This is a genomic window from Streptomyces yongxingensis, from assembly GCF_055597465.1.
The window spans coordinates 4152856-4166123 of sequence record NZ_CM145717.1 but is presented as its reverse complement, the minus strand read 5'-3'; the positions used below and the strand labels follow the sequence as shown (position 1 = coordinate 4166123).

Here is a 13268-nt window from a genome sequence, read left to right as displayed (position 1 = left end):
ATTCGGTCGTCTGGTCAGCGGTCCACCCAGTCCGGCGCCCACACGTCGTGCGGGGTTCGCCGGCCTGCGGTGCGCAGATGGTCGCGTAGAGCGGTCAGCACGGGGTGCTGATCTCCGCTGCGGAACAGCAGCACGTGCGGGTAGACCGGGGTCGGGTCGTGCAACGGGATGCGTCGTAGGTCGTGGGTCTGGGGCCACAGGTACCGGTCCCCGCTGCCGACGAGGGTGGCCAGCGAGGCCGAGTCGGCCAGCGCGTCCATCAGGACCTCGTCACCGAAGTTGGGGCCGAGCGCGTCGATGCTCAGGCCGAAGGACTCGGACAGCGCCTGGTAGAACGCCGCCCACTCCGTGCCCGGCCTGATCCCGGGGATCCAGATGCGGTGGCCGGCCAGGTCAGCAGGACTGACCCAAGGCGCGTCAGCCAGCGGGTGGCCGGGACCGACCAGAAGCTCCAGGGGTGCGTCCAGGAGTCGTTCGGCGCTGATCCCGGCCGGGACCTGATCTGCCGGCAGGGCACGGAAGGACGCGTCGACGGTCCCTTCGAGCACCGCTTGGGCGGCCTGGGTGGCGTTCTCCGTGCTCAGCGTGATCGCGTCGAGGTCCACCTCGGGGTGGGAGCGGTAAAACCGGTAGACGGCCTGGGCCGGGGAGATGCGCCGATTGAGGACATCGACGCGCAAGGGACGGCTTCCGGGGCGCACGGCCTGCTCGGCCTGCTCGATGGCCGCGAGGACCTTCTTGGCGTGCGGCAGGAAGACCTGCCCGTCCAGGCTCAGCCGGGAGCCTCGGGAGGTCCGCACCAGGAGCGTGACCTTGATGTGCCTCTCCAGGGCCGCGATCCGCTTGGAGACCGCCTGCTGACTGATCCCCAGCTCGTCCGCCGCAGCCTGGAACTGGCCGGTCTCAGCGACGGCCACGAACGTCCGCAGCGCTTCAACATCCACCCTTCCACTCTACTTTCACAACCATTGGTTGTGTCTGGTGCGGTGCAGAGTTGTTTGATCGAGTGTTCTGCGCGGTGGTGGGATCAGCACATGTCTACCCGCACAGAGCAGGTTATGTATGTCCGGACGCCTGAGTTCGCGCGTCATGCGAAGCGGATCGTGGAGGTGACCGATGCGACGTCTCGACTGAACGTGCTCCCGTTCAGTGACAGCGAAGGTCGCGCGGAACTACTTTCTGTTGTGTTCGGTGGCCCGCTACCGGAATCGGTGGTGATCTACCCGCCGTTCTTTACCGAGTACGGGCTGAACACGACGTTCGGTGAGAACGTCTTCGTCAACCAGGGATGCACCTTCATGGACAAGGGAGGCATCCGTATCGGGAACGGGGTCATGATCGCCCCGAAGGTCAGCCTCATCACCGGAGGCCATCCGCTGCCCCTGGCCGAGCGCCGCGAGTACCTCTCCTTCGCCCCGATCGTCATCGAGGACGACGTCTGGATCGGGACGGCTGCCGTGATCACGCAGGGGGTGACCATCGGTGCCGGTACGGTGGTCGCTGCCGGTGCGGTGGTCACTCGTGATGTTCCTGCCGGCACCGTGGTCGCGGGAGTGCCCGCCCGAGTGATCAAGAAGATCGACTGAGTCCGGCCGGGCTGCTGGCCCGGGTGCGCAGCACCTCGGCGGTCCGACCCTGACGCCTCGTCATGCCCGGCTGACCGACCGGCAGTGGGACCGCATCCAACCTCTGCTGCCCTCCAGTACCGGTCGTCGTGGCAGGCCGTGGGCCGATCACCGCCGCATTGTGGAGGCGATCTTCCCGTTGCCAGGGGCTCCGCCCCTGGACCCACGGAGCCCCCCACGCGGCGGAGCCGCATGGCGATGCTGCCGGTCGGACGCGGGTCGATACGGCCGGAAGGCCAGGCCCCCATGGGACCTGGCCTTCCGGGACGGACGCGTGAATCAGATCTCGAAGACCTCGCTCACCAGCGCCCCCTGCTCCGACTGGTGCCGCTTGTTCGACCCCACCGCGGGCGAGGACGAGTGCGGGCGGGAGACCCGGACCAGGCGCTCGGCGGCGGGGACGTCCGCGCCGACCGACAGCTCCAGGTGGTCGATCAGGTTGAGCGCGACGAACGGCCACGCACCCTGGTTCGCCGGTTCCTCCTGCGCCCAGACGAACTTCTCGACGCCCGAGTACTTGGCGATCTCGGCCTGCAGCTCGGCACCCGGCAGCGGGTACAGCCGCTCCAGGCGGATGATCGCCGTGTCGTTCGCACCGCGCTTGTCCCGCTCCGCGGCCAGGTCGTAGTAGACCTTGCCGGAGCAGAAGACCACCTTGCGCACCGAGGCCGGGTCGACCGTCTCGTCGCCGATCACCGGGCGGAAGGAGCCGCTCAGGAACTCATCGGTCTTCGACGCCGCGGCCTTCAGGCGCAGCATCGACTTCGGGGTGAAGACGACCAGCGGCTTGTGGTGCGGGTTGTGGACCTGCCAGCGCAGCAGGTGGAAGTAGTTCGACGGCAGCGTCGGCGCGGCGACCGTCATGTTGTTCTGCGCGCAGAGCTGGAGGAAGCGCTCGATCCGGGCCGAGGAGTGGTCCGGCCCCTGACCCTCGTAGCCGTGCGGCAGCAGCAGCGTGACGCCGGAGGTCTGGCCCCACTTCTGCTCGGCCGAGGAGATGAACTCGTCGACGATGGTCTGCGCGCCGTTGACGAAGTCACCGAACTGCGCCTCCCACATCACCAGCGCGTTCGGGCGGGCCAGCGAGTAGCCGTACTCGAAGCCCATCGCCGCGTACTCGCTGAGCAGCGAGTCGTAGACGTTGTACCGCGCCTGGTCATCGGTGAGGTACAGCAGCGGGGTGTAGTCGTCGCCGGTCTCGCGGTCCACCAGCACCGCGTGGCGCTGGCCGAAGGTGCCGCGGCGGGAGTCCTGGCCGGCGAGCCGGACCGGGGTGCCCTCCATCAGCAGCGAGCCGATGGCGAGGGTCTCGCCCATGCCCCAGTCGATCGAGTCGTCCTCGATCATCGCCGCGCGCCGCTGGAGCTGCGGGAGCAGCCGCGGGTGGACGGTGATCCGGTCGGGGATGTTGACCTGGGACTCGGCGATCCGCTTGACGACCTCCTGGGAGACCGCCGTCTGGACCGAGACCGGGAACTCCGCCTGCGGCTCGGGGACCTCGGCCGGGGCCGGGGCCGAGACCGCGTCGCGGACCTCGGTGAAGACCTTCTCCAACTGGCCCTGGAAGTCCTGCAGCGCCTGCTCGGCCTCTTCCAGCGTGATGTCGCCGCGCCCGATCAGCGACTCGGTGTAGAGCTTGCGCACCGAGCGCTTCTTGTCGATCAGGTCGTACATCAGCGGCTGGGTGAAACCGGGGTTGTCGGTCTCGTTGTGGCCGCGGCGGCGGTAGCAGATGAGGTCGATGACCACGTCCTTGTTGAACGCCTGGCGGAACTCGAAGGCCAGCCGCGCGACGCGGACGACGGCCTCCGGGTCGTCGCCGTTCACGTGGAAGATCGGCGCCTCGATCATGCGGGCGACGTCCGTGGCGTACATCGAGGAGCGGGACGCGGCCGGGGCGGCGGTGAAGCCGACCTGGTTGTTGATCACGATGTGCACGGTGCCGCCGGTGCGGTAGCCGCGAAGCTGCGACATGTTCAGCGTCTCGGCCACCACGCCCTGGCCCGCGAAGGCCGCGTCGCCGTGGAGGGCGACGGGCAGCACCGTGAAGTCGGTGCCGGCCTTGCCGATGATGTCCTGCTTGGCGCGGACGACGCCCTCCAGGACCGGGTCCACGGCCTCCAGGTGGGAGGGGTTCGCGGTGAGCGAGACCTTGATCTGCTCGCCGTCCAGACCGGTGAAGGTGCCCTCGGCGCCCAGGTGGTACTTGACGTCGCCGGAGCCGTGCATGGACTTCGGGTCGAGGTTGCCCTCGAACTCGCGGAAGATCTGCGCGTACGACTTGCCGACGATGTTGGCCAGCACGTTCAGCCGGCCGCGGTGGGCCATGCCGACGACGACCTCGTCCAGGCGCGACTCGGCGGCCGCGTCCAGCACCGCGTCCAGCAGCGGGATGACGGACTCGCCGCCCTCCAGGGAGAACCGCTTCTGGCCGACGTACTTGGTCTGGAGGAAGGTTTCGAACGCCTCGGCCGCGTTGAGCCGGCGCAGGATGCGCAGCTGCTCCTCGCGCTCCGGCTTGTCGTGGCTGCGCTCGACGCGGTCCTGGATCCACTTGCGCTGCTTGGGGTCCTGGATGTGCATGAACTCGATGCCGGTGGTGCGGCAGTACGAGTCGCGCAGCACGCCCAGGATGTCGCGCAGCTTCATCATGGACTTGCCCGCGAAGCCGCCGACCGCGAACTCGCGCTCCAGGTCCCACAGGGTGAGCCCGTGCTCGACGATGTCCAGGTCGGGGTGCTTGCGCTGGCGGTATTCCAGCGGGTCGGTGTCGGCCATGACGTGGCCGCGGACCCGGTAGGAGTGGATCAGGTCGAAGACCCGCGCCGCCTTGGTGACGTCGTCGTCGTGGCTGACGTCGATGTCCTTGAGCCAGCGGACCGGCTCGTACGGGATGCGCAGCGCCTTGAAGATCTCGTCGAAGAAGTCGTTCTCGCCGAGCAGCAGCTGGCTCATGATCCGCAGGAACTCGCCGGAGGCGGCGCCCTGGATCACCCGGTGGTCATAGGTGCTGGTCAGCGTCATGACCTTGGAGATGCCCAGCTTGTTCAGGGTGTCCTGGGAGGTGCCCTGGAACTCGGCCGGGTACTCCATGGCGCCGACGCCGATGATCAGGCCCTGGCCGGGCATCAGCCGCGGCACCGAGTGGACGGTGCCGATGCCGCCGGGGTTGGTCAGCGAGGCCGTGACGCCGGTGAAGTCCTCCATCGTCAGCTTGTTCGCACGGGCGCGGCGGACGATGTCCTCGTACGCCTGCCAGAACTCGAAGAAGTTGAGCGTCTCGGCCTTCTTGATCGCGGCCACGACGAGCTGGCGGTCGCCGTTGGGCTTGACCAGGTCGATGGCGAGACCGAGGTTGATGTGCTCGGGCTTGACCAGGGTCGGCTTGCCGTCCTTCTCGGTGAACGAGTAGTTCATCGAGGGCATCGCCTTCAGCGCCTGCACCATGGCGTAGCCGATCAGGTGCGTGAAGGACACCTTGCCGCCGCGGGCGCGCTTGAGGTGGTTGTTGATGACGATGCGGTTGTCGAACAGCAGCTTCACCGGAACGGCGCGCACCGAGGTGGCGGTCGGCAGCTCCAGCGACGCGTTCATGTTCTTCGCCACGGCGGCGGACGGGCCGCGCAGCGTGACCAGCTCGGGCCCCGCGGCGGGCGCGGCGGGCTCCTTCTTGGAGACCGTCGGCTCGGCCGGGGTCGGCTTGACCGGCGCGGGCTTGGCCGGGGCCGCTGGGGCGGCCTTCGCGGCGGGGGCCGCGGGCTGCGCCGCCGCGGGCTTCGCGGCAGCGGGAGCGGCGGGGGCCGCCGCGGCGGGCTTGGCCTCGGCGGGCTTCGCGGCCGGGGCGGCGGGCTTGGCCTCCGCCGGTCCCGCCGGGGCGGGCTTGGCCGGGGCCGCCGGGGCGGCGCTCGCGGCTACTCCCTGTGGTGGCGCGGCCACCGCGGAGCCGGTGTCCTGACCCGGCTTGTAGTCGGCGAAGAAGTCCCACCAGGCTCGGTCGACCGAGTTCGGGTCCTGGAGGTACTGCTGGTAGATCTCGTCGACGAGCCACTCATTGGGGCCGAAGGCAGCGGCAGGGTTACTCCCCTGCCCGTCCTGTTCATCGGTCGAGACGCTCGAGGTGTTGGGGGACTGTGGCGACACGGCGGCAACCGCCCTCTTCCGCTTCCTAAAGGTGGTGGACAGCGGGAATAAAGGCTACGCCTCTTGGACCCTTACGTGCAGGCCGCACTGGTCAACGTCGCGCACGTCACATTGATCGGCGGGTTTCAGCGCATGACGCGCCGGGAAACACACGAGGTTTCGTGCGTTTCCTCAGGCGCGGGGCAGCGCAGACGTGCACCCCTGCCGCTCGTATGTGCGCGACAGGGTCGACTTTACTTCAGCTTTGATCTCAGGGGGTGCCTGGTTTGGATTCCGGGGCAGGTCCGGGGAGGCTGACCTTGATCCGGCAGCCGCGCGGGGACTCCGCCACCCCTATCCGCCCGCCGTGCAGATCCACCGCCCAGCGCGCGATCGCCAGCCCCAGACCGGTGCCGCCGTCGCTGCTCGGCCCCGGCCGCCGCCGGCCGTCCACCGAGCCGTCCGGGGAGAGCCCGCCCCGGTTGAACCGCTCGAAGACCCGGTGCCGCTCCGCCTCCGGGATGCCGGGGCCCTCGTCCAGCACCTCCAGCTCCAGGCTCTCCGGGCCGTCACCGCGCCGGGCGCGCACGGTCACCCGGCCGTGTGCCGGGCTGTGCTTCACCGCGTTGTCGATGAGATTCGCCATCACCTGGTGCAGCCGCTCGGCGTCGGCGTGGGCGGTCAGCTCGGGCGGCGAGACGTCCAGGTTGAGATGGACGTCCTTACGGGTGTGCGCGCCCGAATGGGACTCCGCCCCCTTGGCCATGCCGGCCTCCTTGAGGATCCCGGCCAGATACGGCCAGACCTCGAACCGCCGCGTGTGCAGCGGCACCACCCCGTTGTCGAGGCGGGAGAGATCGAGGAGCTGGTCCACCAGGCGGCCCAGGCGCTGGGTCTGCTTCAGCGCGACCCGCATGGTCTCCGGATCGGCCTCCGAGACCCCGTCCACCACGTTCTCCAGCACCGCCCGCAGCGCCGCGATCGGGGTGCGCAGCTCATGCGAGACATTGGCCACCAGCTCCTTGCGGTGGGTGTCCACCGCCTCCAGGTCGGCCGCCATCCGGTTGAACGCGGACGCCAGGTCGCCGAACTCGTCCCCGCGCTGCGCCGCCCGCACCCGCCGGGTGTAGTCGCCGCCTGCCATCGCCCGGGTGACCTCGGTCATCTCGTCCAGCGGGGCCGTGAGCCCGTTCGCCACGAACTGGGTGATCAGCAGCGAGGCGATGATCGAGAAGATGGTGATGACGCGCAGCTCGGTGTCGGAGTGCATCGCCGCGAAGACGAGCAACGTGGTGATGATCACCGAGCCGACGACCAGCGCCCCCAGCGCCGCCTTGACCGAGCGGTACGGGTCGAAGGGGCGGAGCGCCTCCCAGACCCGGGCCCAGGTGGCGCGGGACCACGCCCGTCGGCCCGTGGGGGCCCCGGGCAGCCGGCAGACCTTGGGAACCTTGCGCGGCCAGAGCTTGGGCGCCTTGTCCGCCCAGACCTGGGGAGCCCTGCGCGCCCAGCCCCCGCGTGTCCAGCCCCCGTGAGCCGTCCCTGCCCGGACCTTGGGGACCCTGCGTGCCCAGCGGGCCTTCGTCATGCCGCCGGGGTCTCCAGGGCGTAGCCCACGCCGTGCACCGTACGGATCCGCTCCGCGCCGATCTTCCGGCGCAGCGCCTTGATGTGGCTGTCCACGGTGCGGGTGCCCGAGGCGTCCGCCCAGTCCCACACCTCGGCCAGCAGCTGCTCGCGCGAGAGCACCGCGCGGGGGGTGTTGGCCAGGCAGACCAGCAGATCGAACTCGGTCGGGGTGAGGTGCACATCCGAGCCGCGCACCCGCACCCGGCGCTGGGCGTGGTCGATCTCCAGCTCGCCCAGGCGCAGGATCCCGCTGCGCGGGGTGTGGGCGGCCAGCGCCGCCCGCTCCACCCGCCGCAGCAGTACGTGCACCCGCGCGGCCAGTTCGCGCATGGAGAACGGCTTGGTCATGTAGTCGTCGGCGCCGACCCCGAGCCCGACCAGCATGTCGGTCTCGTCGTCGCGCGCGGTCAGCATCAGCACGGGCACCGGCCGCCGGGCCTGCACCCGTCGGCAGACCTCCAGACCGTCGAAGCCCGGCAGCATCACGTCGAGCACGAGCAGATCGGGCTGCCACGCCTCGGCCGTGTCGACCGCCGCCGGACCGTCTCCCGCCGTCTGGACCTGAAACCCCTCGGCGCGCAGCCGGGCCGCGATGGCGTCCACTATGGTCGGATCGTCCTCGACGACGAGGACCCGGCGCTGTGCGCCAGGGGTGGTCGTGGCGGCCCCGTTGTGACCGTTGTGAGTCTGCTCCATACGCCCGCCCCTGCGTCTTCCGGTGAAACCCGCGGCTCGCGCCTGGTCATCGCTCAGCCGCGTTTGGTAGGCAAGCAAGCGTAAAGCCAGCGTACGCGGCTTTGCTACGCGCCCCGAACCGCGAGATGCACGACGTCGGGAACACCCCGGGCAACGGCGACCTCTTCCGTACGCACCTGAGTGAACCCGGCATTCCGGAGAGATTCCTCGAACGCGGGCGACGGTTGTGCCGACCATACGGCCAGCACTCCGCCCGGGGCGAGACGCGCCGCGCAGGCCGCGAGTCCGGTGGGGGAGTAGAGGCCGTCGTTGTCGTCGGTGACGGTCCAGTCGGGGCCGTTGTCGATGTCCAGGCACAGCGCGTCATAGGTCTCGGCATGGGTCCGCGGGCCGGTCCGCAGCCACTCGACCAGATCGGCGTGGACGATCTCGGCGCGCGGATCGGCCAGCGCGTCGGCGGTCACGGCCGCCAGGGGTCCATCGCGGTGCCAGTCGATCACCGCGGCCTCCCGCTCGACCACCGCGATCCGCCCCCACCGGGCCTCCGCCACCGCCTCGACCAGCGAAAACCCGACGCCGAGGCCGCCGATGAGCAGCGCGGGGGAGGGGCGGTCGGCGGGCAGCGCGTCGAGGGCGGCACGGATGAGCAGCCGCTCGGAGCGGCCGTCGGAGGTGTCCATGAGGAAGCAGCCGTTGGCGATGATCTCGAAGACGGCGTCGGCCGACGAGCCCCCGCCACCGCCGCGCCGCCGCAGCACCACCTCGCCGTACGGGCCCTCCCGGCGGTCGACGGTCACCGGCCGGCCGTCGTCGGCGGCGTGGAGGTCGTACGGCGGCTGCGGCTGCATGGGTGTGGGGTCCTCCCGGGTGGTTCCTGATCCCGCCATCCTCGCGCCGCCCCGGCTCGCTGGTCCAGCCGATTCACGGTGGCTCGGCGCCGTGCGGGCGTCGGCGTGGCGTCGTCCATGTCACAGCCCGGGGCGCCGTGACATGACTCACGGCCTCCTGGTTGTTGTGCCGGTCGTGGCGGATAAGCGGAGAGCGGGGGGGAGCGGCGACGGGAGTGAGGAAGGGGCGCGGGCGTTGACGACATCGGTAAGAGGGACGGATGCGTCGGCCGTTCCCGGCGCGCGGGCGGCGGGCGGCGGTGACCCGGATGGCCCCCGGGCCGTCGCCGGCGCTGGTCCGTGCGCCCGCTCGGCCGATCGGCGGCGGGCGGTGGGCCGCGGCTGGCCCGCGGCCGTCGGGGCCAGTACGCCGCGGGTACCGGAGGCCCGAGCGGGGCGTCCGAGAGGGCTGCCGCGCGCGCTCCTCGCCGTGCCGTTCACCCTCGGCTACACGCTCGTCCTGCTCGGCACCGGGCTCTACGCCCGTCTCGGGGACCCCGGCACCGTGCGCGATCTGCTCGCGAGCTCCAGCACCGATGTGTCCAACCTCTCCCAGCGGCCGCTGCTGACGCTGCTGGTCAGCGCGTTGTGGGCGGTGGGCGGGATCACCTCGCCGTATCTGGTCGCCTTCCCCGTGGTGCTCGGCGCGCTGGAGCGGCGGCTCGGCGGAGTGCGCACCGCCGGGGTGTTCCTGCTCGGCCACGTACTGGCGACGCTGCTCACCGAGATTCCGGTGGCCGTCTCCGTGGGCGCCGGGCATCTCCCGGACAGCTCGCTGCGCCGCCTCGACTACGGCGTCAGCTACGGGCTGATCGCCTGCGCCGCCGCGCTCGCCGGGCTGCTGCGGCCCCGGCGGCGGTGGGCGCTGCTCGGCGGAATCGTCTTCGCGCTCGCCGCCGGGATCCTCGTCGACTTCGATCCGCTCACCGGCTGGGGCCATGCCTTCGCCCTGCTGCTCGGCGTCCTCTCCTGGCCGTACGTCCGGCGAAACACCAGGTGGCGCCCGCCGTCACGGCGAAACGACGACGCCTCGTCCGACTTCGCTCACAGCGAACGAGCCTCCGGGAACACCTGAGCCCCCTCCGCGCATTGAGTGGGCATTGACTTATTGAGTCCTCGTGGCTCAACTTGCCTGCCGAAGGGGAGATCATGGCTTCGCTGTCCACACCGCTCACCCTGCCCGTGCTGCCTCTCGACGATGAGGTGGTGCTCCCCGGCATGGTGGTGCCGCTGGACCTTTCCGATACCGAGGTGCGCGCCGCGGTGGAGGCCGCCCAGGCCGCCGCACGCTCCAGTGGGAGCGGAGGAGGTAAGCCGAAGGTGCTGCTGGTGCCGCGCGTCGACGGCACCTACGCCGGTATCGGCACGCTCGGCACCGTCGAGCAGGTGGGCCGGCTCTCCGACGGAGACCCCGGCGCGCTGATCCGCGGTGTGCGCCGCGTCCGCATCGGGGCCGGGACCACCGGACCCGGGGCGGCCCTGTGGGTGGAGGGCACCGCGGTCGAGGAGATCGTGCCCGACCCCCTGCCCGGTGCCGTCACCGAGCTGATCAAGGAGTACAAGGCGCTGGCCACGAGCTGGCTGCGCAAGCGCGGCGCCTGGCAGGTCGTGGACCGGGTGCAGCAGATCGACGACGTCTCGCAGCTCGCCGACAACTCCGGTTACTCGCCCTTCCTGTCCGTCGCCCAGCGCGTCGAGCTGCTGGAGACCACCGACCCGGTGGCCCGGCTGAAGCTCGCCGTCACCTGGCTCAGCGACCACCTCGCCGAGCAGGACGTGGCCGAGTCGATCGCCAAGGACGTCCAGGAGGGCGTCGACAAGCAGCAGCGCGAGTTCCTGCTGCGGCGCCAGCTCGAAGCCGTCCGTAAGGAGCTCGCCGAGCTCAATGGCGACCCCGAGGACGAGTCCGACGACTACCGCGCCCGCGTGGAGGCCGCCGATCTGCCCGAGAAGGTCCGCGAGGCGGCCCTGAAGGAGGTCGACAAGCTGGAGCGGTCCAGCGACCAGAGCCCCGAGGGGAGCTGGATCCGCACCTGGCTGGACACCGTCCTGGAGCTGCCCTGGAACGAGCGCACCGAGGACGCGTACGACATCCAGGGCGCCAAGGCCGTGCTCGACGCCGACCACGCGGGTCTGGAGGACGTCAAGGAGCGGATCACCGAGTACCTGGCGGTGCGCAAGCGCCGCGCCGACCGGGGCCTCGGCGTCGTCGGCGGCCGCCGCGGCGGCGCGGTGCTCGCGCTGGTGGGCCCGCCCGGCGTCGGCAAGACCAGCCTGGGCGAGAGCGTCGCCCGCGCGATGGGGCGGAAGTTCGTCCGGGTCGCGCTCGGCGGCGTCCGCGACGAGGCGGAGATCCGCGGCCACCGGCGCACCTACGTGGGCGCGCTGCCCGGCCGGGTCGTCCGGGCCATCAAGGAGGCGGGTTCGATGAACCCCGTCGTCCTCCTGGACGAGATCGACAAGGTGGGCTCCGACTTCCGCGGCGACCCGGCCGCGGCCCTGCTGGAGGTCCTGGACCCGGCGCAGAACCACACCTTCCGCGACCACTACCTGGAGGTCGAACTCGACCTGAGCGACGTGGTCTTCCTCGCCACCGCCAACGTCCTGGAGGCCATCCCGGAGGCGCTCCTGGACCGGATGGAACTGGTCCGGCTGGACGGCTACACCGAGGACGAGAAGGTCACCATCGCCCGTGACCACCTGCTGCCCCGCCAACTGGAGCGGGCCGGTCTGGAGCCGGGCGAGGTCACGGTGACCGACGAGGCGCTGCGCAAGCTGGCGGGCGAGTACACCCGCGAGGCGGGTGTACGGACCCTGGAGCGGTCCATCGCCCGGCTGCTGCGCAAGGTGGCGGCCCAGCACGAGCTCGGCGAGCGCGAACTGCCCTTCACCATCGGCGTGGAGGAACTGCGTCCGCTGATCGGCCGACCGCACCACACCCCCGAGTCCGCCCAGGACCCGGCCGAGCGCCGCACCGCCGTCCCCGGCGTGGCGACCGGGCTCGCGGTCACGGGCGCGGGCGGTGACGTGCTGTTCGTGGAGGCGTCGCTGGCCGACCCGGAGACGGGCGGCGCGGGGCTGAACCTCACCGGTCAGCTCGGCGACGTCATGAAGGAGTCCGCCCAGATCGCGCTCTCCTTCCTGCGCTCGCACGGCGCGGAGCTGGAGCTGCCGGTCGGCGACCTGAAGGAGCGCGGCATCCACCTCCACGTCCCGGCGGGCGCGGTGCCCAAGGACGGCCCGAGCGCGGGCATCACCATGACCACCGCGCTGGCCTCGCTGCTCTCCGGCCGCCAGGTGCGCCCGGACGTGGCGATGACCGGCGAGGTGTCCCTGACCGGGCGGGTGCTGCCCATCGGCGGCGTCAAGCAGAAGCTGCTGGCGGCGCACCGGGCCGGGGTGACCACCGTGATCATCCCCAAGCGCAATGAGCCCGACCTGGACGACGTCCCCGCCGAGGTTCTGGACAGGCTCGAGGTCCACCCGGTCTCCGACGTCCGCCGGGTGCTGGAGCTGGCCCTCGAGCCCGCCCGGGCGGCGACCCCCGAGGTTCCGGTAGCGGCGTGACGGACGCTGCCGGGAGCGCAGTGGCCCGGGGCCCCGTGTCGAACGGGGTTCCGGGCCACGCGTGACCTGTCGGCCGTGCGTATCGTTGGACTGACCGGCCGCAGGTTCTGTGCCTGCGGCGTGGAGGAGCGGCACGATGACCGTCATGGCGATTGACAGGATCGAGATGGCCGACAGCGACGAATTCAGCCTGGACGAGATGTTCGACTGGCTGGAGCGGAGTCATGTCCCCGAGGGCTACAAGGTCGAGGTCGTCGAGGGGGCCGTTTTCATGTCGCCGCAGAGGGACGTTCACTGGTCCATCATCCGCAGGATCGTGCGAGCTCTCGAAGATCGTTTTGGGATGAACGTGAAGGTGCTCTCGGATGTGCGCATCGATTTTCCCGGGCGCAAGAACGGTTTCGCCCCGGATGTCGTCAAGGTCTCGCAGAACGCGGTGAAGACCGACCAGGGCCGTTGGCGCAGTGAAGACGTCGAGTTCGTCGCCGAGGTGATTTCCAAGGACACGGCGCCGAACGACTACGGCCCGAAGAAGGCGGCCTACGCGGAGGCCGGGGTTCCCGTCTACCTGATCGCGGACCCCTACACCGGCAAATGCCACCTGTTCACCGAGCCCAAGGAGGGCGACTACCTCAGTGAGCTGTCGGTTCACTTCGGCAAGGAAATCGACCTGACCGGCACCGCCGTCGACCTGACGCTCAAGACCGACGAGTTCCCCCGCGACTGATCCACCCCCCCGCTGCCT

The 13268-nt window shown here is 70.6% G+C and carries 9 protein-coding genes; 4 read left to right on the top strand and 5 right to left on the bottom strand.

Features of this window, described 5'->3' with window-relative positions:
* Positions 1–14: 14 nt before the first annotated feature.
* The gene (locus ACZ6TD_RS17375) at positions 15–944 is read right to left on the bottom strand and encodes a LysR family transcriptional regulator (RefSeq protein ID WP_471354972.1); all 930 of its coding nucleotides are present in this window, start codon (positions 942–944) and stop codon (positions 15–17) included.
* Between the two features lie 114 nt (positions 945–1058).
* On the opposite strand from ACZ6TD_RS17375, the gene ACZ6TD_RS17370 reads away from it, so the two are divergent.
* Positions 1059–1586, top strand: a complete 528-nt coding sequence (locus tag ACZ6TD_RS17370; RefSeq protein WP_471357815.1) for a sugar O-acetyltransferase — start codon at positions 1059–1061, stop codon at positions 1584–1586.
* Between the two features lie 318 nt (positions 1587–1904).
* Here the strand turns inward: ACZ6TD_RS17370 and ACZ6TD_RS17365 are convergent, their stop codons facing one another.
* From ACZ6TD_RS17365 to ACZ6TD_RS17350, 4 genes are all read right to left on the bottom strand, one after another.
* Positions 1905–5765, bottom strand: coding sequence for a multifunctional oxoglutarate decarboxylase/oxoglutarate dehydrogenase thiamine pyrophosphate-binding subunit/dihydrolipoyllysine-residue succinyltransferase subunit (locus tag ACZ6TD_RS17365; protein ID WP_471354970.1), 3861 nt, complete (start codon positions 5763–5765; stop codon positions 1905–1907).
* A 250-nt stretch (positions 5766–6015) separates the two neighbouring features.
* Entirely contained in the window at positions 6016–7332 is a 1317-nt protein-coding gene (locus ACZ6TD_RS17360; protein ID WP_471354969.1) for a sensor histidine kinase, read from the bottom strand.
* Positions 7329–8069: a response regulator transcription factor gene (locus ACZ6TD_RS17355; RefSeq protein ID WP_086709713.1), complete on the bottom strand. Its 741-nt coding sequence runs from the start codon at positions 8067–8069 to the stop codon at positions 7329–7331. The genes ACZ6TD_RS17360 and ACZ6TD_RS17355 overlap by 4 nt, the downstream gene beginning before the upstream one ends.
* A gap of 104 nt (positions 8070–8173) precedes the next feature.
* Positions 8174–8917, bottom strand: a complete 744-nt coding sequence (locus tag ACZ6TD_RS17350; RefSeq protein ID WP_471354966.1) for a spermidine synthase family protein — start codon at positions 8915–8917, stop codon at positions 8174–8176.
* Positions 8918–9386: 469 nt separating this feature from the next.
* On the opposite strand from ACZ6TD_RS17350, the gene ACZ6TD_RS17345 reads away from it, so the two are divergent.
* The 3 genes from ACZ6TD_RS17345 (at position 9387) to ACZ6TD_RS17335 (ending at position 13250) form a co-directional block, all read left to right on the top strand.
* Complete coding sequence (locus tag ACZ6TD_RS17345; RefSeq protein WP_471354964.1) at positions 9387–10031, top strand: rhomboid-like protein; 645 nt, start codon at positions 9387–9389, stop codon at positions 10029–10031.
* Positions 10032–10105: 74 nt separating this feature from the next.
* A complete protein-coding gene (lon, locus tag ACZ6TD_RS17340) occupies positions 10106–12523 on the top strand; it encodes an endopeptidase La (protein ID WP_471354962.1) in 2418 nt (805 codons plus the stop codon).
* Positions 12524–12659: 136 nt separating this feature from the next.
* Entirely contained in the window at positions 12660–13250 is a 591-nt protein-coding gene (locus ACZ6TD_RS17335) for a Uma2 family endonuclease (protein ID WP_471354960.1), read from the top strand.
* The last annotated feature ends 18 nt before the right edge of the window (positions 13251–13268 follow it).

Excerpts from the sequence above, each read along its gene's own strand:
- ACZ6TD_RS17370 (WP_471357815.1), top strand. The coding sequence starts at position 1,059 with ATGTATGTCCGGACGCCTGAGTTCGCGCGTCATGCGAAGCGGATCGTG.
- ACZ6TD_RS17360 (WP_471354969.1), bottom strand. The coding sequence starts at position 7,332 with ATGACGAAGGCCCGCTGGGCACGCAGGGTCCCCAAGGTCCGGGCAGGG.
- ACZ6TD_RS17355 (WP_086709713.1), bottom strand. The coding sequence starts at position 8,069 with ATGGAGCAGACTCACAACGGTCACAACGGGGCCGCCACGACCACCCCT.
- ACZ6TD_RS17350 (WP_471354966.1), bottom strand. The coding sequence starts at position 8,917 with ATGCAGCCGCAGCCGCCGTACGACCTCCACGCCGCCGACGACGGCCGG.
- lon (WP_471354962.1), top strand. The coding sequence starts at position 10,106 with ATGGCTTCGCTGTCCACACCGCTCACCCTGCCCGTGCTGCCTCTCGAC.
- ACZ6TD_RS17335 (WP_471354960.1), top strand. The coding sequence starts at position 12,660 with ATGACCGTCATGGCGATTGACAGGATCGAGATGGCCGACAGCGACGAA.